Here is a 23,899-nt window from a genome sequence, read left to right on the forward strand (position 1 = left end):
TTATGTTGTTGAATTTAAATGTTTTTATATCTGACAGCTCAAGCATCTTGAAGTTCATTCGGTATATACCTTAAATAGGTTTAAGAGCAGTCAATTCAAAAGCATGTAGGTTCAGACTCGTTTTTTTAAGTTAGAAAATGTAGTCAATTAATCCAGTTATCACCTCCAATAGGAAATTTATTGGACTATGATGCTTCGTATGTTCTATTTAATGAATATTTTTTGACTAATCAAATACAGTTTCAAAATGAATTGGAATAAATAAAAAAATGGCTTCAATTATGATTTCTCGTCAGTTACGGAATGAAAAATCTCAATGAAGCCAACGAACACTGTCAGCCGGAAAAACCGGCTGACACAATTTATACACTGGGATGCTTACCCTAACTGCTTACGAGCATTACGGAAAATTCGCATCCACGGGCCATCTTCGCTCCACTCCTCTGGATGCCACGAGTTATTCACCGTGCGGGATACCCTTTCTGGATGAGGCATCATAACAGTTGCCCGGCCATCAAGGCTGGTAACTGCGGTAATGCCATTCACTGAACCATTTGGGTTAGCCGGATAGTTTTCCGTAACCTGACCATAGTTATTCACATAACGCAGCGCCACTAACCGGCTGCTTTCAAGCATCTCAAGATGCTGTCTATCTCGGAATTCCACTTGCCCTTCCCCATGAGAAACCGCAATCGGTATACGAGAATCAACCATATCTTGCAAGAACAGTGACGGGCTGTCAGCCACTTCCACCAAACTGAATCGTGCTTCAAAGCGCTCTGAACGGTTACGTACAAAACGTGGCCAATGTTCTGCACCCGGGATCAACTCCCTCAAGTTAGACATCATCTGACAACCATTACAAACACCAAGCGCCAATGTATCAGGTTGTGCAAAGAAAGCGGCAAATTCATCACGAACACGCTCATTGAACAGTATTGATTTCGCCCAACCTTCACCCGCCCCCAACACGTCACCATACGAGAAGCCACCACAGGCAACCAGTGTCTGGAATTGGCTCAATCCAATACGTCCAGACAACAAATCACTCATATGAACATCAATCGCCTCGAAACCTGCTCGGTGGAACGCCGCAGCCATTTCAACATGGGAGTTAACGCCCTGTTCACGCAGTACAGCCACCTTCGGCCTTACCTGCTGCAAAATGTAAGGCGCTGCAATATCTTCTGAAACATCAAAAGTCAGTTTTACATTCAGTCCAGGGTCCTGATTATCCTGTTTAGCCTGATGTTCCTGATCTGCACATTCCGGGTTATCGCGCAGACGCTGCATTTGCCATGTGGTTTCTGCCCACCATAAGCGCAAGGTACTGCGATTCTGGCGATAGACTTCAGTGTTGCCGCTAAAGATAACAAAATCATCACCTGCTTTGGCTTTACCCAGATAATGTACGCAATCGGCCAGACCATGTTCTGCCAAAACGCTTTCAACAAATCCTCTATCCGATGCTCGAATCTGAACCACAGCACCCAACTCTTCCGTAAAGAGCGCCGCCAGAATATCTTCATCAAATACACTGATATCAGCTTCAATGCCACAATGGCCGGCAAAAGCCATTTCAGCCAACGTTACCAGTAAACCACCATCGGAGCGGTCGTGATAAGCCAGTAATTTTTGTTCCGAAATCAGTTGCTGAATCGCATTGAAGAAACCCGCCAATTGCTCAGCACTACGTACATCCGCGTTTTTATTACCCAGTTGACGGTAAACCTGTGCCAATGCTGTACCGCCCAGCGTGTTCTTTCCTTGCCCCAGATCGATTAATAACAACGCATTATTTTCATCAGTGGAAAGCTCAGGAGTGACTGTACGGCGGACATCTTCCACTCTGGCAAAAGCGGTAATCACCAGTGACAAAGGCGCCGTCATCTCACGCTCTTCACCTTGGTCATGCCAACGGGTTTTCATCGACATGGAATCTTTACCCACCGGAATAGTCAGCCCTAGCACAGGGCACAACTCCTCACCCACCGCTTTAACCGCCGCATACAAACCAGCATCCTCGCCAGGGTGACCCGCAGCAGACATCCAGTTAGCTGAAAGTTTAATGCGCTTTAAGTCCTGAATATAAGCAGAAGCGATATTGGTCAGAGCTTCACCGACCGCCATTCGGGCAGAAGCAGCAAAATCCAGCAAAGCGATCGGCGCACGTTCACCCATGGACATCGCTTCGCCATAGTAGCTATCAAGGCTGGCGGTGGTAACAGCGCAGTCCGCAACAGGGATCTGCCACGGACCCACCATTTGATCACGAGCAACCATACCAGTGACAGAGCGATCGCCTATCGTGATCAGGAAGGTTTTTTCTGCCACCGCCGGCAAATGCATAATGCGTTTAACAGCTTCTGTCAGATCGATATCCCGACGCTCAAGGCTTTCACCCCTCGCTTTTAATGTACTGACATTACGTAACATTTTTGGCGTTTTACCTAGCAGTACATCCAAAGGCATATCGATTGGATGATTATCAAAGTGTTCATCATTAAGCAGTAAATGACGTTCCTCTGTTGCCTCACCGATAATGGCGTAAGGTGCACGCTCTCGTCGACAAATCGCCTCAAACAGCGGAAGTTGTTCCGGCGCAACAGCCAGTACGTAACGCTCTTGTGATTCGTTACACCAGACTTCCAGCGGGCTCATTCCCGGCTCATCATTAAGAATTCTACGTAACTCAAATCGTCCACCGCGACCACCATCACTGACTAGCTCAGGCATCGCATTGGAAAGCCCACCAGCACCCACATCATGAATAAACAGAATCGGGTTGTTTTCGCCTAACTGCCAACAGCGATCGATCACCTCCTGACAACGGCGCTCCATTTCCGGGTTATCGCGTTGTACCGAAGCAAAATCCAGATCAGCATCGGATTGCCCCGATGCCATAGAAGATGCGGCCCCTCCCCCCAAGCCAATATTCATGGATGGGCCACCAAGCACAATCAGTTTTGCGCCAACAGAAATTTCACCCTTTTTGACATGTTCATCTCGGATATTACCGATCCCACCTGCCAGCATGATGGGCTTGTGATAACCACGTAATTCGCTGCCGTTATGACTGTTGACTTTTTCTTCATAGGTACGGAAATAACCCAACAAAGCCGGACGACCAAATTCATTATTAAATGCCGCCCCCCCTAAAGGGCCTTCCATCATGATATCCAGAGCACTAACGATACGCTCCGGTTTACCGAAATCCTCTTCCCACGGCTGTTCAAAACCCGGTATCCGCAAATTGGATACCGAAAATCCCACCAGACCCGCTTTTGGCTTAGCCCCACGACCGGTCGCCCCTTCGTCGCGGATTTCACCACCCGAACCTGTCGATGCGCCCGGCCAAGGAGAAATTGCTGTCGGGTGATTATGCGTTTCCACTTTCATCAGAATATGAGCCTGCTCCTGATGGTAATCATATGAACCATTTTCCGCACGGGCAAAGAAACGGCCAACAGAAGATCCCTCCATCACAGCGGCATTATCTTTATAGGCTGACAGGACATAATCAGGTGTCTGCTCATAGGTGTTTTTAATCATTTTGAACAGCGATTTTGGCTGCGTCTGACCATCAATAATCCAATCAGCATTAAAGATTTTATGACGGCAATGTTCTGAGTTAGCCTGAGCAAACATATAAAGTTCAACATCTGTTGGATTGCGCCCTAATTTCTGGAAAGCCTCCATCAGATAATCAATTTCATCCGGGGCCAACGCCAATCCAAGTTCAATATTGGCAGTTTCTAACGCACTGCGTCCTGCTTGCAGAATATCAATACGTTTTAACGGAACGGGTTGCTGACGAGAAAATAATTTCTCCGCCTGTTCCAATTGAGTAAAGACCGTTTCCATCATCCGATCATGCAGCAGTGATGACAATATTTGCCACTGTGCACCACTCATTTCATCGCTCTGGATATAATAAGCCAGGCCACGCTCCAGACGCACAACCTGGGACAGGCCACAATTGTGAGCAATATCGGTTGCTTTGGAAGACCAAGGGGAAATCGTTCCCGGACGGGGTGTGACTAACAGCAATGTACCTTGGGGTTCATGTTCAGCCAGCGAAGGTCCATATTTTAGTAATTGTTGTAACTTTGCTGAATCAACATCACTCAAAGATGCATTAATCTCTGCAAAATGAACATATTCCGCATAAATATCATTGACCGGAAGTTGCTGTTCTTGGCACACAGAAAGGAGTTTAGTGATACGAAATGCAGATAAAGCAGGTGAACCACGTAGAATTTTCATAGTAATCAATTCTCTCATCTTAGAAGCAAAGCTTAATAGATGCCTAAGGGGAAATGAGGCCATTATAGAGGATTGTAACCCATGACGAAACCGTTTGCGTGACGATTATTACAGCCAATTATCCTATCGCCAAATCATGCAAATAGTATCAATTAGGTTGCACAGCCCGTTTTTGTTCCGCAAAATGCTCAATCACTGGAAATTTAACCATAACAATATAGCGCGTTTCCACATAGCACCACACTGCGTTATACAGAGATAACCATTTGAATAATATAAAAATAAATTATTTCGTTATCATTGTTATCGCTCTTTTTTCTGCCGCCATCATTAGTCTGAACATCAGTTGGCCGAATAAACAGCAGGAGCAGATTAACAGGATCATTACCAGAGGAGAGCTACGGATCAGCACCATTAGCTCACCTCTGATCCATCTTACCGGTAAGAAAGAACTAAATGGATTTGATTACGAACTGGTACAACGCTTTGCTAATTACCTTGGCGTCAAATTAGAAATCAAATTTAGAACAAATATCAATCAGTTATTTGATGACCTGGAAAAGGGTGAAGCTGATTTTCTGGCCGCCGGCCTGACTTATCATCAAGAAAGGCTGGATCAAACCCGCACAGGTCCAGCCTACTATTCTGTATCCCAACAACTGATTTATCGCAAAGGAACTCCACGCCCCCGCTCTTTTAAAGACTTAAAAGGTAAACTACTGGTCGCTTCTGGTTCTGCTCATGTCAGCACATTGAAAGAAATGAAAGCGAGTTCCTTCCCTGAGCTCGAATGGAAAGAGACACAGCAATATAACACTCGTGAACTACTGGAACAGGTATCAGAAGGTAAACTGGATTATACGTTAGGTGACTCGATTAATGTCGCGTTGCAACAACGTACTCACCCTAATTTGGCCGTCGCTTTTGATGTGAGTGAAGATAACCCACTGACATGGTATTTAAAACGCATTGACGACTACAGCCTTTACGCTGCCATGCTGGATTTTTTCAGCCAGCTAACGGAAAAAAATGTCATGCCACGATTGGAGGAGAAATACTTTGGTCACGTCCACTCATTTGATTATTTCGATACACTCTCTTTTCTAAGTGCCATCGATAATATTCTGCCTACCTATCGGCCACTATTTGAAAAATATTCCGGTGATATCAGTTGGCAACTCCTCGCTGCCATTGCCTGGCAAGAGTCTCATTGGGACCCACAGGCAACCTCACCCACGGGTGTACGTGGCCTGATGATGTTAACCAGCCAGACGGCTAAAGGGTTAGGCGTCGTTGATCGCCTTGATCCAGAGGAAAGTATTAAGGGAGGGGCTATCTATCTGCAAAATCTAATGAAACGACTACCTGAAAATATCCCTAAAGATGAGCGCATCTGGTTTGCACTGGCAGCTTACAATATGGGTTATGGACATATGTTAGATGCCCGCAAACTGACGGCATCACAGAAAGGAAATCCCGATAGCTGGCTCGATGTCAAAAAACGGATTCCACTATTAAGCCAGAAAAAATATTATACAAATACCACCTATGGCTATGCCCGTGGACATGAAGCTTATCGCTATATTGAAAATATTCGCCGTTATCAGCTTAGTTTAGTCGGATATTTACAGGCCAAAGAAAACCGGAAAAAATTAATTCCCCAAGAAAACCAACCAAAATAAAAGTAAACAAATATAAGGCCCTAAGGAGTCAATTACAGCCATTATATATCCTCAGTTATATTATGTTTGACAGCTAATTCAGCTAACCATACTAAATTCGTCAGGACACTATCTCTCTCAAAGGATAAATCATGATTAATTTAGACATTAACGAACAAAACAAAATTATGGTCGTCAGCAGCCATGTATTTAGCCCGACGACAGCGAATGGTCGTGCTTTTACAGAGTTAATAGAAGCATTAAAAAAGAACAATTTCGCTGTTATTCTGGCTGCTACATTCCAAGATGGCATCGCTACCGTTTCTTCTGACTCCTCACTATGCTGTATTTTTGTTGATTGGACTTCAGGAGATAATAACTATGAATCTCATAAACAAGTCTTAGAATTACTGAAAGAAATACGCAGACACAATACAACCATTCCGGTATTGTTGACCGCGGAATATTCCAGCATCGACACACTGACACTTGAAGTCATGGGATTGGCAAATGAATTCGTCTGGATGCTTGAAGACACGGCTGGATTTATCGCCTCTCGCGCCAGTTCGCTAATTAAGAAATATTATGCTCAATTATTACCGCCTTTCACTCGTGCATTACTTCAATACACCCAAGAATCACCAGAATATTCCTGGACTGCTCCTGGGCATCAAGGCGGTGTTGCACTGACTAAGACAGCGGTAGGAAGAGAATTAATTAATTTCTTTGGGGAAAATTTATTCCGAAGTGATATTGGCATAGAAAGAAAAATACTTGGATCACTGCTAGATCATACAGGTGCAATTAAAGAATCAGAAGAATATGCCGCAACGATTTTTGGTGCCCATCAAAGCTATTGCGTTCTTAACGGCACTTCGGGTTCTAACCGTATTATCATGGGTGCCATTATTGGTGAGAAAGAGATTGTTATATGCGATCGCAATTGCCATAAATCTATTGGACAAGGTTTAATCATGACTGGCGCTTTGCCCGTATATCTTATTCCTCAACGCAACCGCTATGGTATTATTGGCCCCATTCCCAGAGATCAATTTCAACCAGAATATATCCAACAACTCATTGATCAACACCCATTAAAAGCGATCGCGATAGACAATAAGCCTGTTTATGCGGTCATCACCAACTGTACTTATGATGGAATATGTTATCACGCAGAACAAGCCCAAGATTTACTAGCAAAAAGTGTTGATCAAATTCATTTTGATGAGGCCTGGTTTGCTTATGCGCGTTTTAATCCTATGTATAAACATCGTTACTCAATGCGTGATGACCCAAATGATTTTGACAATAATGGCCCGACAATATTTGCCACTCAATCCACGCATAAGATGTTGGCAGCGCTATCACAATCATCCTATATCCATATCCGCAATGGTAAAAAACCCGTTGAACATTCCCGTTTCAACGAGTCTTATATGATGCACTCCACAACCTCACCGCTATATTCGCTTATCGCCACTAATGAAATTGGAGCGGCCATGATGGATGGCCCGCAGGGGCAAAGACTGATACAAAACGCGATTAATGAAGCCGTAGACTTCCGTCTGACATTAGCAAAAACCCATCATCAATTTAAACAAAAAGATGATTGGTTCTTCTTACCCTGGAATGCCAGAGAGATTATCAGCGCAGATAGCGGTAAATTAATTCCCTTCCATGAGGCAAACAGAGAACAATTGGCAACAGATCCTGCCTGTTGGGTATTAAAAGAGGGAGACAAATGGCATGGATTTACCAATCTATCAGAAGAATGGTGCCTGCTAGATCCAACAAAAGTCGGTATTTTATGCCCAGGAATGAATGATAATGATGAATTGCTGGAAAATGGCATTCCAGCCGAAATTCTTTCCGCTTATCTCAGTCAGCATGATATTGTGCCGGCACGTACCACCGATTTTATCGTTCTTTGCCTGTTTTCTATTGGCGTCACCAAAGGTAAATGGGGAACATTGATCAATGTATTGTTGAATTTCAAGAAACACTATGACGCTAATACTTCACTTAAACAATGTTTGCCAAAACTCGCGAAGCAATACCCTGAATATTATGAAAATATGGGGCTCAAAGATATTTCGGATAAAATATTCGGGTATATAAAAGAATATGAAATAGATATTGAGCAAAAGAAATCATTTAGCCAATTACCTGAGATAGTGAAACTCCCCCGACAAGCACACCTTGATCATATGGGAGGCCGCACTGAACATATACCACTTAATAAACTAGCAGGGCGCATATCTGCTGTAAGTGTCATTCCTTATCCACCAGGTATACCCATAATCCTACCGGGAGAACGTTTTGGTGATGAACATGCCCCACGGTTACAATATATTCGCCAACTCGGTGAATGGAATAACAAGTTCCCCGGCTTTGAAAAAATTCTGGAAGGCGCAGAGATGATAAACGGCGAATACCATATATGGGTACTAAAAGAGTGAATCTTGATTTTCTTCCTGCTGTTTTCTGGCGGCTTTTAATGCCTTATGTTGCAGCCGACGTTGTTTGAAAAAAGCACTCAACATCGTCGAACATTCCTCAGCAAGCACGCCACTGGTAATATCAATTTGATGATTCATGCCAGGATGGCGCAATATATCAACCAAAGAACCTACGGCGCCAGTTTTCATATCACTGGCGCCATAAACCAGCCGCTGTATTCGGCTATGTATTATAGCACCAGCGCACATAGTGCAAGGCTCAAGCGTGACGTATAAGGTGGTATTTATCAAACGATAATTTTGTAACTGCTCTCCCCCTTTGCGTAACGCAATAATTTCAGCATGAGCGGTAGGATCATGCGCGATAATAGACTGATTCCAACCTTCCGAGATGATTTTATTATCAGCAACCAATAGAGCACCAACAGGTATTTCCCCCTGCTCTTGCGCTTTCATTGCTCGTTCTATCGCCTGCTGCATCCAATATTCGTCACTATAGATTTCAATCACTGCCATATCTCATTTGATTACATCAGGGACAATTATAACGATTTGTTTTACCTATTTTCCAGATATATTTACTTATCATTCCATTGAAAATATATCGGAGACCATTTTATCTACTTTCTGTCACTGTAATATAGCCAAAATCAATTCACATAATGTATTTTAAAATAAAACAAATAAAGCCGAAATAAATTCGGCTTATTTTTATTTTTCAATTATTAATTAATAACCGATTGCGAAATAATCTCCATATACATAAGTATCATTAGCAGATAACTTAATTTCACTTCCATAAGCGTTAACCGTTCGCGCAGCAACCCAGGAGTTAAAAGTATTCAATGTCCCGTTAGGTGCTGCTGACATCGGAAATATCCAATCACCAACAGGTGACATAAAAACCTTCAGACAACCATGCTTAAACGGTGTTGGTAAAATAACTTTGTTTATCGCTAATGGCGTAAAATTATGTCTTCCCCATTGAAGTATTAATCCACCCGGCAGTTGTTGATAACCATTATGAGATAAACTACCGGGGAATTTTTTGTTCGCGTGACACTCTAATGAATCAGCAAAAGTCTTATTAAGTGTTGCCAAATCACCATTATCCAAAACATCCTTTCCACACTGCGTGGACATAAAATTAGCCACGACAGAGGCTATTGTTGATGATTGTCGTAATGCCTTATTTAACACATGAGTAGTAATACTTTCTGGAGGAAACCCAGTTTGTAAATTCTGACTTTCTTCGTATCTTTCTTGACTGACTACATGAGCGTTATTACCAATAGAAAATGCTTTAAAATCATTCTTATTACTCATTTATCCACCTTACAAAAAAATAATAGTTTTCATTCAATAAAAACTTATTTACATAGAAATTTTCAAACACAAAGATAACATCAATGTAAAAACAAGAAATGAATCTATTTTAATCATTATGTTATTAAAGAAAATATAGCAAAATAAACCAACACCACCTCAGCAATAATAGCATTACATATATCCGCAAAAACAAAAAAATAGCCCACATTTCTGTGAGCTATTTTTATTTCTACGACAATTATTTTGCTAATTTACAGCGAACTAATTAGGCAAATTTCCCCTTACCAATAGTGACATCGGTCCATGCCGTGGCAACAGCCACGCTCGCCTTACTGTCCAGACTTTCAATAAAACCATTATCGCCCGCTGTCGGGGAAAAACTACTCATTGCCTGAATCAATGAATCCACGGCATTATCTGACAGTGCCGTAAATTCACGTTCGCCTGACGCCTCCTTATCACTCATCAAAGCCACCAATTTGGCGCGATTGCCATTAAAGTAATCATTAAAGGTGACTGAACCCACCGATTCAAATTTCCCCTGAGCCGTGTCGGCCTGAGTATGACGGTTCACTGACAGCACCAAATCATATCCACTGCGCTGGAACCATAAGTCTTTCCAGTCAACACCATTAAACAAGATCATATCTTCTGCGTTGATATCGTTAACCCGGTTATCAATCACTTCTGCGCCGACCACAAAGCTATCGACACCGGCTCCACCCTGGAAGCTGTTCTGATAACCGCCCAGCACTAACAAATCCTGTCCATCACCGCCGTTAAACTGGCTGAACTTCGAAATCGCAGCGGCTATCAAGTGATCATCACCTTCTCCGCCATTAATCACCGCATGGTAGCCCATCAGCTTAATCGTATCATTGCCGGAATAACCGTCGACCCGGTTGTCATTACCAAACACTCTGGCAAAGTCATCACCTTCACCTAAATCAACCCGGTTGTTATTGCCGATGGTCACCGCGTAGTCCTGACCTGCCCCAGTATCCACCCGGTTATAGTTACCGGAAGTCACGACGTAATCCTGTCCATTACCGACATCAATCAGGCCGCCTTCGCCAAAGACAAACGTCTGGTCATTCCCTTCGCCCATAAAGACATGGTTAATCCGTCCGGCTACCACGGCGGTATCATCGCCATTTCCGCCAAACATCCAGTTCTCACGCCCCATTAGTACGCCCAGATCATTGCCTTCACCACCCGTAAAGATATTGGATGTGCCTAGTGAGTAATAAACATCATCACCGCGACCGCCCCAGAAGTTGTTGTTATCACCCAGATAAGCGCCAAGATCTTTACCGTCACCGCCCCAGTTGAAGTTATAGTTCCCCAACGAGATATGGATATCGCCATCCCCTTGCAAATGACCGCTATTACGCAGGAAATCAAAGGTTTTCTGCTTCATATTAAGCAGATCCGCTGTCAGGTTTTCTTTCAGGTTAGTCACTAGCAACTTCATCTCTTTTTGCTTATCTATGCTAAACATCGTTGCAAACAGGTTAGGCAAATTAAAGCCAAATGCACGTTCTGCGTTGCTATTAGCTTGAGCGCTATTTCCGTTGATGCTAACCGCAGCGCCTGGTTCCTGATTCTCATCCGGCGCTTTCTCTTTCAAACCATGACTTTCCGCAAATGTCCTGACCCCATCTTCTCCCGCTTTGATGCCGGCCGCCAAACTCTCCAGCAATTTCTCCGGGTTGGTGAAGGCTGCCAGTTGATCACCGCCAAATTCCTTTATCACTTCCAGCATCTCTTTTAGCATCGCCTCGCCATCAACAGGCTTGCCCGTGCGGGAAACAATACGTCCATCCGCGGTGTAATCCACACCAAAAATATCCGCCAAAGTGGTATCCGCCCCCACCTCCGATAATCGGCCAAGCAGCTTATTCTGAAGCTGACGCGGTAAGTCCTGCGGGTTGTAAGTAAAGGTTGTTTTTGCCATACCCGTTGCCGAGTATTGCTGGGTCATCAGACCAAACAGCGACCCCAGGTTGGTATCCAAAATTGACTGAATATTGTCACCGAACGTAAAGTTCCAGTTACCGGTCGTAACCTGAATATCCGCTCCCCGCCCGCCAACAGCAAAGTTGAAAGCCAGCGTCTGATTAGCCCGACGGAATTTATCTGCCCGACTCATTTTGCCCATTTCAATGCTATTGCCATTTTCACCTAACCACTGATTAAATTTCTTATTCAGGGCTGATTCGGCGTCATTCTGCAAACCACGGCTGCTACGTTCATGTTGTGAGTCCAAATCAAGCAGCGTTTTGTAATCCACGCTACTGGTTTGGTCTAAACCAGACATATCACGCACAAACTTCTTCGCGCCGGCAATGGTCCACTGCTGCTCTTGTGCCGCTAACCAATCCTGCGTTTCACCGGAACGGGCAATACCTTTCAATACGTCAGCAATACGGGCAGCACCATCAAATGGATTGACCAATGGCGGCGTTGGGATGGATTTATCCATCATCACAATCAGGTCATTACTGCGACCCTGGTTGAAACTGACATTACGGTTACCGATAAACATCTGCGCCCCTTCAAGCGCCTGATAGCCGCCTATATTAAAACTATGTTTGCTATCACCATGACCAATGTGAACCATCACATTGTTGTCACCGAAAGCCAGCGATTTAAAACCACCGGTTCCCACTTTAATACCTACGTTCGAGGTTCCCCAATTAAGCGCCGTAAACTCGCCTTCACCGACATCCACCTGGATATTACCGGCGTAACTGAGCTGATGAGGCGAGTTATCGCTGGCGTTAACCTTTTCACGCTTTTGCGGCTCCATGAAAATTTCTGTGTTATCTGCAATTTCCCCTTTGGTAACCAAATCAGCCTCCGTGTACCCGACTTTAGAGAAGTCGATATCGCTTTCAGCAATACCACGACGAACCTGTTCGGTATGCGTTATCAGTTTATTCTCAGCATTCAAACTCAATACAATTTTGTTATCAGGCGAGTTGTTAACCCATTGGTTATTTTCGTCACGGGTAAATTTACGGCCTGTTGCGTCAACCGCGACTTCGCTACTACGGGCTGACACATCACTGCGAATACCTTGTTTATCCAACTCAGTAATAAAGCGACGCGCAAAGCCATCCCGTTTATCATCACTCATCAGTGAACAACCCACCAGACTGATATGATCGGGTTTGCTGATGGCTTGTTCGCCCAGCTTAGCCGCCTGATAAAACTGCTTTAATTTCGTCGCCAATTCATCAGCGCTGTAACCACTCAGACGAATGTTATTTTGCTCTGACGTATCACGACCATGACCGACCACCTGCCAACGTAATTTATTTGATAATTTAGACAGATCACCATAAACCACACGATATTTACCGCTGGCGTCGAGTTGAATAACCACGCTGGAATCTGGGTGTTTACCCGCCAGATTAGCGGCGGCTCTGGCGGCTATCGGCTCATCTTCCATCTGAAGAATAATCTGACCATCAAAGCGGGTTTCACGACCATCAGTCTGTGGCACCACGTCCACCGTTTGCCAACCATCAACGGGCTTTTTCAGGTGACTATCGTCGATAATAGTCGGCTCTACCTCTTTATTTTTGCCAGATAATCCCTCTAACTCTTCCACCGCAGGGCGGCTTTGTGGTTTTACCACCGCATACTTCTGATAAAACTCTTGAGTTTCTTTAAACGCGTTATCCAGCGCCTGATTGACCCACACCTTACCCGATTCCCCAGCAATCTCTGCCAGATCCTGATAATTAGCCGTGTAGCTGTTCAGTATCTGCTTACGTTTTCCCTCATCAGTTGCTTGTAGTGCCTGATAAACCACCAGACTTTCGTTGACAGAGTGACCCCCATCAAATACCAAAAATGCCAGCGTATTGAGATAGCTCTGCCCGGTTGGGAAGTTGGGTTGCTTGCTGGCAATATAGTCATTGAGGTGAACCATGATATTGGTCGAACCAGATGCGCCAGTTACCACAGACTGGCCTTGTGCCAATGCATTACTCTCAAATGCAGTTTCCCGTCCAGGGGTCAAGATTCGACCTGCCGCGACCTTTCTGCCATACAAAAAGTCGTCATGTTTATTATTCGCAGGTTGGTAGGGCAACGCCGTGCCATAATCATTGGTCTGCTTTTCCGTAATTTTTACTTTGTACTTAACATCCTCCGCATTCGTCCCGGTAGTCAGTTCAGTACTGGTTGAACGAGCTTTGGTGATCACGTTCAGATAGAAAGAATCCCCTTTTCTCTTCCAGTCAGCAACATCCATCCCCATTCCCGGTGTGGTCGCCATTTTTACTGCCAGAAATGGCACTTTAATCACAGAAAAACCATCATCAACCTGGGTCATCATGGTCTTGAAATTAGCAAAAGTCGGATCGTCCAAGAATGTCGTCACCTCAGGCACCCGGCTGAACCAAGGGCGAAAATCCTTATCAATAGCCTCGGCAAAAGATTTCATCTTTTTATCAATTGCCTCGTTACGTTTCTCGCCTTCAGGGTAAATATCACCTATCCACCGCCCAAAATCTTCCACCAAGAAGTTACCTGTTCGTTCAGCGGTATTTTTCGCCTCCGGTGAAGCTGTTTTCACCAGCTCATAAGCCAGTTCAGAATCAAAATGGCGGCCAAACAGGTTATCAATATATTGTCCAGTGGCCTTCTCTTTGTTGGCATCAGTCAATAGCTGTTGAGCCAGCGTGTGCAATTCAGGATGTGCTTGCAACTGGGCAACAGCATCCTTAAATAATTCTTTGGTTTTCTGATGTGTTACTTGCCCGGTAAGCCAAAGTTCTCTGGCGCGTTCAATCAGCGGCTTACCTTCTGGAATCGCTTCCTGTTGCAATCGGCTGACGAAAACGATAAGGCTTTCGCTTTCGGTCTTAGGCGCTTCCCGCTCCGCAGCGGAGTTAATCTGGGTTAATGGCTTAATTTGTACATCAATGAGACGATTAATTTCGCTTTGCGCAATATCGCCTTTCAGGCCCACCACACGGCCAAGCCCATCGAACGATACCTGCTGTCCAAACTGCTCAACCTGCTCAGGGGGCACAGTGATACCCAAAATCCCGGCTGACTCCGCTCTCTGGGCCTGAATGTGTGCAACCAGCTCACCCATCTCAAAACGTAAACTTTTCACCAGCTTACTACGTTGAGCGAATTCCTTGGGATCATGCTGCTGCCAATGAGCCAGTGCTTGTTCAAGCTGCAATACATGCTGTTCATCGGGCCGTTCGACGGTACTGTTAAACGCCTCACGCACGGCCACCAACGCCTTACTAGGCAAATCGGTATTTATCGAACCAAGGCGTCTTTTAGTCGAATCAATAAACCGTTTGTCCTTCTTCTTCAGTAAGATAAGTTCTAATTTTTTAAGTACAGAAGAATGAGATCTAGGGTTATTTCCCCCTAGTCCTTGCAGATCAATACCTGAAATCGTCGGCGCTTTTCGGGTTAATTCTCTGGATTCATTTACGGTTGATTTCACCGTGCCATCGGATGATGTTTCGGTAAACATTGACATGATCGAAGCACTGGTATTTCCTGAACGAATCCCTTTATTAAGCTGTAACCGATTGACTGCCTGTTGCGCATTATTCAAAGCAGCCAAATCTTCTGCTGTTAGTGCCAGATCTTCACTGATCCAACCGTCAGGTTCAGCTTTTGATGCAGGATCGATATGACTCTTCGATTTCTCCACCTTAATCGGTGTATAAGCTTCCCCAGACAAACCGCTGCCCGTTGCCCCAGAGCGATCCGGTTTAGCATTATCAGCCTGTTTCACGCTTTTTGCATTCTTCCGCGCCTGTGTCGTTTTATTTTCCGCCGCTGTACTATCACTTTCACCACGCTGTTTCGCTTTGTCATACGCGGTATTGGCGTCACTCACCGCTTTATCGGCTCGTTGTTTCTGTAATAATGCCTCTTCTTTTCTCTGCTCTGCTTTTTTCTCAGCGTCTGCAATATCGTCGTCTGCACTATCTAGATTCTCAGCGCTTTTCGTGAAACCTACTTCTGATTTCTCAATGGCTGTTATTACTGTTTCTCGTTTATCAATAAAGTGCTGCTGTGCATCAGCTAATTTTTTCTGTGCAGTCAGTTTGGCATCATTTAATTTATTCTGGATATTATCCAGATATCCACCAGCAAACCGATTACGCCACTCATCACCTGATTTGCCATCATAATTCCCATAGTTATTAAGCTCGCCCATACCTTGAGTCAGGGAGAATAGTTCTTCCGTGACTCCCCTAGACTCTTCACTTATTGCATCACGCTGTACTTGACCATTGGTATTCAGTGCTGCCTGATTGGTTGATTCTAGTTGGCCTTGTGATTTTGAAATCGTTTTAAGCTGTTTATCTTTTTCTTGTTCCAAACGATGATGGTTCATCTCCGCTTTTTCTTTATCGCTTAACGCATTTTGCGCGGCTTTATCCTGCTTCGCATGTCTGACAACCGCATCAGCGTGTGGTGATGCCTGATCCTGAGCTGAACCAACATTATCTCCAATCTGCAAGGCATCCTGAATAACCTGAGTATCAGGCGTTTCTACCGGGGTTATTGCGCCACTCAAGTTGTTAGCCAGATCCGAACTCACTTCATCAATTTTATCCATCTGGAAGCCATCAATGGCGGAAACTTCGGTTAAATTAATCGCCCCTCTGCCTTTATTAACGCCAGAAGTATTTGCCTCATCACCACGAATCAGATAATTAATCGCCTGGCTACCCTCTACATTGAACACAGTTTGTTTAATGTTCTCAAACAGAGAAGAGAGATGACGACTTTGTGTGTTGCTCTCTGCAATAGAAAGACTGTAGAAATCACCATTACCCACCTTAATCGCCACATTATTGCGGGCATAAGAGGCATTGATCCCCAAGCCATCACCAATATGAATATTGGCATTACCTTTGCCTTTCATGATCGCAACATTGAGACCATTTCCAACTTTGGTATTGACGTTATATTCACCCCACACCGCGTTGACTGAAACTCCGTCACCCACTTTGGTATTGACATTAAAATCGCCATGCGTCGCCGTCACGCTTAAACCATTCCCCACCGTAGTGGTGATATTGGCTTTACCCTTTGCCGCGGTAACCTGCATACCATCACCCACTTTGGTGACGATATTGCCTTTACTCCACAACGCATTAAAGCTGTCACCGTTACCGACTTGAGTCACAATGTTGGCATCGGCTTTAGCAAGTACCACATTATTCCCATCGCCTACCTTAGTAATGACATTAGCTTTGCCCCAGGCTCCCGTGTAATCATCACCGTTACCAACGTGGGTGATAATGTTAGCATCGCCCTGAACTACCGTGACTTCTCGCATTCCGCCCACTTTGGTAATGATATTCGCTTTGCCTTTCGCGAAATTGTAACGGTCGCCATCACCAACATGAGTCAGGATATTAGCCTCACCCCAAACGGCGTTAATCCCTGTACCTTCTCCCACTTTTGTTATGATATTGGCTTTACCTTTAGCGAAACCAACGGTTGTGCCATCACCAATGTGGGTCATGATGTTACCCACATCGGAAATAAGCAGGCCGACCGTCGTCCCACTACCCACTTTCGTCAGAATATTGCCTTTACCTAATAGCATGGCAGCCGTCGTTGATGCTCCCATATGAGTAACAACGTTAGCCTCGGCCGCTGCCACCACTCCCATAAAACCCTTACCCATTTTGGTGACAATATTGGCTTTACCCAGTGCCAGTACGCCAGTTAAACCGTCGCCATAATGGGTCATGATATTCGCTTCGCCAAACATTGCCGCCAGCGTTGTCCCGTCACCTACTCTGGTCATCACGTTCAACTCACCGGCAAACAAGCCAATGCTGGTGCCATCACCTACATGCGAATAGATATTAGCTTCACCAACCATCAAACCGAGCGCCAAATCATTGCCCGCTTTCGTCAGGATATTGCCCTGCCCGATCATCGCGGCAAAGGTTGAGCCATTACCGACATGGGTCATCACATTGGCCTCACCGATCATTGCTGCCAAGGTCGTCCCATTACCCACTTTGGTTGCAACATTACCTTCCGCCAGCATCAGGGCAACGCTCATCCCATCCCCAACGTGGGTAAACACATTGCCTTCGGCTACCATCAGTGCCAGCGCTTTACCATCCCCGACTTTGGTAAAGATATTACCCAGCCCCCCCATCAACGCCCATGCATCCCCCTTGCCAACATGGGTAAAGATATTGCCGACCCCAATCATGGCCGCAATTGCGGTTCCATCTCCCACTTTAGTAAAGATGTTACCTGCTGCTCCCATGACCCCTAATGTCTGATCATCGCCAACATGCGTCAGCACATTACCCATCCCAAGCATAATACCGGTAGTATCACCATTGCCTACTTTGGTCAGGATATTGGCACCCCCCAACATCACCCCCGTCGTACTTCCATGACCAATGTGAGTCAGAACATTTGCGCCACCGCCCATCAGCGCAACAGCATCACCTCTTCCCTTTTTGGTGAGGATATTGGCACCGCCCAGCGCAATTGCTGTGGTGTTTGATATTTCATTATCACCCGTAATATGCGTGATAATGTTGGCTCCCCCGAGCATGCCGGAAACCAGATTATCTCCGCCAAGCTTGGTCAACACATTAGCTCCCCCCAAAAGTAGCGAGGAAATACTCCCTTTACCTTTTTGGGTCATGACATTAAAACCGCCGGCACCTAACCAATTCGCGCTGCCATTACCTATTTGGGTATGGGTGTTATACCCCCCCAACATGATGACCCGGCTGTCGCCATTACCTTGGTGGATTGAGATATTACCAATCGCCAAAAGATGAGCCAGATACCGTCCATCACCGACACGCACCAGAACGTTTGCCGCACCGCCGGCGTAAACATCCATTTCCCCACTCCGGCCTTGGTGAACAAGGACATTCGCCAAGCCTGCACCACGGAATGTCAGATTGCCATCTATGCCACTTTTTTCGATGATATTGGCAGCACCTGCGCCTTCAAAATGCGTATTACCCGATCTCGAACTATGAAGAATGATGTTAGCAATCCCATCACCTTCAAAATTAACATTGCCATTTATTACACTGGATTTAATGAGGTTTCCGCCACCCATACCGCTAAAATTAACGTCACCGGAGCTATCACCGATACCCGAAGATGATTTCACCAATTCCTGACGGCTATATTCTTCAATATGTTCTAAATGCTCAGAGACACGACGTACAGTATCGACTTGATATTTAAGGTTAGTGAGTGAATATCCCCCCACCTCCATCGAGCTATAACCATTTGCGCGTGAAAAATCTTCATTGGCTAAATCACGGGTATGGTCGCCCGCTTTATACCAGGCACTGGCATAATATTTCAGCTCGCCGGTTTTATCATCATTCTTCAATTCCACCACAACCACTTTGGTATATGACTCGACATATTTGGCATAGACATAAGCATTTGATCGACGATTCGATTTCACCGCCGAAACATCCAATACCGAACCATTAGAATGGATTGAACGCCCATGCATTTTTGCATCAATCAGCTTGATATCTTCTGCTTTAGCGGTGGTTCCGCCGGCATAAGTCACCCATTGATTTTCTCGCAAATCTTCTTCGACAATATGCTGAATAGTAACGGGTTGATGATGTTCAAAGATTAAATTAAAAAGACGATAATCACCATCATTGCTTATATCATCATATCCATTCTCTAAAGAGATATTTTCCGTAGCAAGATTTGCGAGTTGATTACCATTTTTACGCCATGAAGTGGCGTAATAACTCAATTTATCGGTTTTAGGATCATTTTTTAGCTGAACTTTGCTGATCTTAGTATATTTTCCGTCAGCAAACGCAAAGAGATAAGTATTGGGTTCAATCGTTGATTTAATAGCAGTTACTTGCTGAGGCTTCTGGGCTCCCATCTTCGCCGTTATTAATACAATTTTCTCCGCGCTAGCGTATCCCAAAGCTTTATTATACGAATCGCTATCCTCACCCATTCTTGATATTTCATTGTAACCACCGGCACCGGAGAAACGGATATTACCATGAGCTATATCAGAATAAATTTTGTTATAACCACCGGCACCTTCAAATTCGATATTACCGCGAGTCTGTTCATATTTATCTTTACTATTTCGCAAACGTTCAATGCGATTTGATGCTCCAGCACCCTGAAAGATAATATTGCCTTCTCTCCCTTTACGAATAATGTGGTTATCAACCCCAGCACCAGTGAAATTAATATTACCGCTTTCCACCCGCGAACTGATGCTATTTGCTGCCCCTCCACCAACAAATATCACATTTCCCTTGCTTCCTTCATAACGGTCATGCCAGGTACGGTCAATTTTATTACCCGCCCCTGCGGCATTAAAGTTTAAATCCCCCTGATTAGTTTCGTGCCATAATCCGTTATAACCACCGATACCTTTAAATGCCACATTACCGGATTGACCTTTACGACTGAGGTTATTATAAGCGGCCGCCCCAGAAAAGTTTAGATTACCGCTGCTCCCTCGGTGATCCATGGAAACACCACCCGCCGCGCCAGCAAATGAAATATTGCCATTACCGCTTTTATCAATACTTGCGTAACCCGCAGCACCATGTACCTTCAGATTACTGTCAATATCCACTATTTTTAGATATCCGGCAGCACCCTCTACAGCCTTATCGCCAGAAGTGGCATGGATTGTTGTCTCAAGCGCACCAACGGTAATATTATCATTCCCTCTTTTGGCATAAATCTCCCCTCCCAATCCAATAGCAACAATATTATTCCCACCATCATCATCGTAATATTTCCCAGTAATGAAAAATTCCGCACTACGGTTTGATGATTTCCCCATAAATAATCCCTTAATTAAGTTTAGGTTAAATATACCCGTTATCTTTCAAGCTGCCTCTTTGTTGGCTGCACGCACTCACCCCGGTCACATAGTTACCTATGCTCCCAGGGATTCGCTCCCTTGCCGTCGCGATGCAACTTGAAATCCATAGGGTATGGAAAACTACTGCATCTGACAGATACAACAGTTGTTTTGAAAATCTAATTTCCCGTGGATGATACAAACCCCTGACCTTCCGACGGCAAAAAGCACAATGACAGCAATCAATTAAGCATGCTTTATATAATTTGTTTTAATTCAGGCTGATTGCTGTTTTCAGCCACTATCTTAATTTACCCAACTGTTCTTTTTGCAACCAAAGAGATAAAATGCTTTTGTTATCACAGGTATCAAAGATGACTTGTTCTAATTTTTTAAACATATTCCTCCCTTAAGAATAAATTTATTCACAAAGACAACCCAACATATCGAAAAATAGAAGCATTAACCCCAAGGATATAATGAGCTTATATCTCTATAAATATGGTCAAATGAATAAGAAAAATAAAATAATAGTTCATCTACAAAAATATCATCTAACAATAATAGTCTGATTTTTTTATAAAAACGCATATAAATCCTCAAAGCATAATATTAACAAAAGAAAAACAAAAATATATCATAAATAAAATTTCTTATTTATGTATATAAGAATCTTTCAGTTGCTGCCCAGAGCTAACACCCATCCTTTCATAAAGAAATTTTCATAATCATGATATAACTTCTAATTAAACCGTCGAGATTAATAGTTGTAGTAATATAGTATTCCCTTTCCAAATTAATAATTCAGTTATAAAAACAAAGACCCAGAACCCAATGCCTTGGTATATTTTAGATCACAAGAGATTAAACTATTTATCACTATCAGTCATATACAAACAGTCATACACAAACAATTAATCGTTTAATCTATAATAGCATCTTACCAACCTTTTTTTGGTCTAAACTCTATAGTTGAAATCAATCGCGAGAAATCATGTGTACTATAACCCAAGCTATTAATTACAAAACAATATTATTTAATTTAAGGAAAGCATATGAGTCCTAAAAATGATTTTAAAGCGTTTTCTACTAGCGCCAACGCCAATGTAGTGAGTCAAGAAAGATATGAAGAAAGTCTGAGTTTATATTCTGGATTTCCACCAGATAATGTTCCTACTCACTTATTAAATAAAACATTACGCCAATCATCAACAATAGCCTCTGTAGTCGCTAATTTCATTTCGACACAATCTGGTGAAGATGTTCTTGATGATGGTGATACCGCTAAACTTAATATTCAATTAAATAAGGCGTTACAACAAAAATTTGCAACACAAGTTCCCAATGCCTCATTAATACAGAAAGGTGTTGTTCAACTTACAGATGTGGTTGGCAATAATAATACACTGGCTGCAACACAGAAACTTGTCTCCGATATCAATAATAATTTGAATAATAGAATTAATCAGCTTCCAGATATGTCTCTTTTTACCGCAAGCTTGATCCAGAATGGCTGGCAAAAATTACCTTCAGGTTTAATTGAAATGTGGGGAATAGCTCAAATTGATGGTTATGGCTCTTACACGTCTGGATATTTAAACAACTTTCCAATACCATTCCCAAAGAAATGTTTTAATGTCACATTAACTCATAATGGCCATAGCCCTAACGCAGCAGGAATATTTTCAGTAATCATAGAAAATCAACGTGAGTTTCGATGCTTTAGGAGTCCTACTAATTGGACTCCCGTTGTTACAGCATATTTTAGAGCAGTAGGATATTAATTTAAGGAAATATTTTGATTATTGCATTGCAATTGGTTGGCAATTATAAATGATAAAATCCATATACTTATCACATTAAGCAGAGAATTATTTTCACAACAATTCAACATATTATTTATAAATTACATCACTTAAGGAGTTTAATATGAGTCCAAAAAATGATTTTAAGGCTTTTTCTATTAGTATCAATGCTAATGCAGCGAGCCAAGAAAAATATGAAGAAAGTCAGAATTTGAAGACTGGGTTTGCGCCCGATGGTATTACCACTAATATATTAAATAAGGCATTACGTCAATCATCCACGATAACCTCTGTAGTCGCTAATTTTATCGCGACACAATCTGGCAATGATGTTCTGGATGACGGAAATATAGAAAAACTTACCGCTCAATTAAATAAGGCGTTGGAACAGAAAATGGCGCCAAAGATTCCCGATGCCTCATTAACACAGAAAGGTATTGTTCAGCTTACCGATGTGGTTGGTAATAGTCATTCACTCGCTGCAACTCAGAAGCTTGTTTCTGATGTCAATGATAATGCTAACAATAGATTAGCCAAAAACCAAAATGGGGCAGATATTCCCAATAAAAATGAGTTTGTGAAAAATCTCGACTTATTGGAAACCGTCAATCTGGCGAAAAATGCTGTGCCGAGTAGTAGGAAGATTAATGGTAAGGCACTGACTGGAGATATCAGTTTAGGGGCTGGCGATGTAGGGGCATTTAGGCTCGGATTAACAGGAAAATACTCTGTTGATAACCAGGTCCCGTGGAATGCAGATTCAGGGTCATATGACTTACTGCTGCCGAAATTTAGTGATCATGTTGTGCATTTCTATAATGGAGTTGGGAGTTGTCCGGCTTTTCAGTTGAAAGTGCATTACAAAAACGGGGGTATTGCTTATCGCTCGGCTCGTGATAATTATGGATTTGAAGAAGATTGGACTAGCATTTATACAACCAAAAACAAACCTACTGTAAATGAACTTGGCTTATCAGAAACCGTGACATTGGCAAAAAATGCGGTTCCTAATAACAGGAAAATTAACGGCAAAGCACTGATTGAAGACATCAATCTGGAAGCCAGAGATGTGGGGGCATATTCACGTTCAGAATCCGACGAGCGATATCAAAAGAAAGGCCCTAATCAGGGATGGCGAAAAATAGGAAGGAGTGGAGATAGTGGAAGTAGCATATTACTGAGTCAGGACATACGAGGAAGATGTATATATTTACGTACTGGTAGCCCAGGTATATTTTTACCTTTACAAATGCCTCCGATCGATAATATTTTGGTTGGCACTGGATATGGATCAAAAGGATGGCTCGTTGTGCACTCATCAGACGGAGGAGTGAGGTTATCTATAGTAAACAAAGAGGATTGCCCTGATATTACAGAAATTTATATTGCTGATTAGAATTATGGGCTGCATAGCAGCCCTTTTATTTTTTAGGAGATAATTTATCTTCCTATTTTACAAAGATATTTCTCTCTATTTATCTGGCAAACATAAATAAATTGCCAAAA

The 23,899-nt window shown here is 43.4% G+C and carries 9 protein-coding genes; 4 read left to right on the forward strand and 5 right to left on the reverse strand.

Features of this window, described 5'->3' with window-relative positions; genetic code table 11:
* Positions 1 to 378: 378 nt before the first annotated feature.
* Positions 379 to 4,266: a phosphoribosylformylglycinamidine synthase gene (gene purL / locus AAC155_RS19215; RefSeq protein WP_113043777.1), complete on the reverse strand. Its 3,888-nt coding sequence runs from the start codon at positions 4,264 to 4,266 to the stop codon at positions 379 to 381.
* A gap of 266 nt (positions 4,267 to 4,532) precedes the next feature.
* Here purL and mltF point away from each other — a divergent pair, with 266 nt between their 5' ends.
* Together mltF and AAC155_RS19225 are read left to right on the forward strand one after the other, a co-directional pair.
* Complete coding sequence (mltF, locus tag AAC155_RS19220; RefSeq protein WP_113043757.1) at positions 4,533 to 5,948, forward strand: membrane-bound lytic murein transglycosylase MltF; 1,416 nt, start codon at positions 4,533 to 4,535, stop codon at positions 5,946 to 5,948.
* Between the two features lie 131 nt (positions 5,949 to 6,079).
* Entirely contained in the window at positions 6,080 to 8,386 is a 2,307-nt protein-coding gene (locus AAC155_RS19225; RefSeq protein ID WP_113043758.1) for an Orn/Lys/Arg decarboxylase N-terminal domain-containing protein, read from the forward strand.
* Here the strand turns inward: AAC155_RS19225 and tadA are convergent.
* The 4 genes from tadA to AAC155_RS19245 all read right to left on the reverse strand — a co-directional run bounded on the left by tadA (position 8,375) and on the right by AAC155_RS19245 (position 20,790).
* The gene (gene tadA, locus AAC155_RS19230) at positions 8,375 to 8,902 is read right to left on the reverse strand and encodes a tRNA adenosine(34) deaminase TadA (RefSeq protein WP_113043759.1); all 528 of its coding nucleotides are present in this window, start codon (positions 8,900 to 8,902) and stop codon (positions 8,375 to 8,377) included. The genes AAC155_RS19225 and tadA overlap by 12 nt on opposite strands.
* A gap of 213 nt (positions 8,903 to 9,115) precedes the next feature.
* On the reverse strand, positions 9,116 to 9,712 hold the full coding sequence (locus AAC155_RS19235) for a gp53-like domain-containing protein (RefSeq protein ID WP_228901497.1): 597 nt from the start codon (positions 9,710 to 9,712) through the stop codon (positions 9,116 to 9,118).
* A 268-nt stretch (positions 9,713 to 9,980) separates the two neighbouring features.
* Positions 9,981 to 20,567, reverse strand: coding sequence for an MARTX multifunctional-autoprocessing repeats-in-toxin holotoxin RtxA (rtxA, locus tag AAC155_RS19240; protein WP_113043760.1), 10,587 nt, complete (start codon positions 20,565 to 20,567; stop codon positions 9,981 to 9,983).
* Between the two features lie 25 nt (positions 20,568 to 20,592).
* Positions 20,593 to 20,790 (reverse strand): hypothetical protein, encoded by a 198-nt coding sequence (locus AAC155_RS19245; RefSeq protein WP_146748126.1) that lies wholly within the window; start codon positions 20,788 to 20,790, stop codon positions 20,593 to 20,595.
* A gap of 853 nt (positions 20,791 to 21,643) precedes the next feature.
* On the opposite strand from AAC155_RS19245, the gene AAC155_RS19250 reads away from it, so the two are divergent.
* Positions 21,644 to 22,372 carry a gp53-like domain-containing protein gene (locus tag AAC155_RS19250; RefSeq protein WP_113043761.1) on the forward strand — a complete coding sequence of 243 codons (729 nt, stop codon included), beginning with the start codon at positions 21,644 to 21,646 and terminating at the stop codon, positions 22,370 to 22,372.
* A 145-nt stretch (positions 22,373 to 22,517) separates the two neighbouring features.
* Positions 22,518 to 23,789, forward strand: a complete 1,272-nt coding sequence (locus tag AAC155_RS19255) for a phage tail protein (RefSeq protein ID WP_229015636.1) — start codon at positions 22,518 to 22,520, stop codon at positions 23,787 to 23,789.
* Positions 23,790 to 23,899 lie beyond the last annotated feature (110 nt).

The organism is Photorhabdus sp. HUG-39 (genome assembly GCF_963878365.1).
In the GTDB taxonomy this organism is placed as follows: domain Bacteria; phylum Pseudomonadota; class Gammaproteobacteria; order Enterobacterales; family Enterobacteriaceae; genus Photorhabdus; species Photorhabdus kayaii.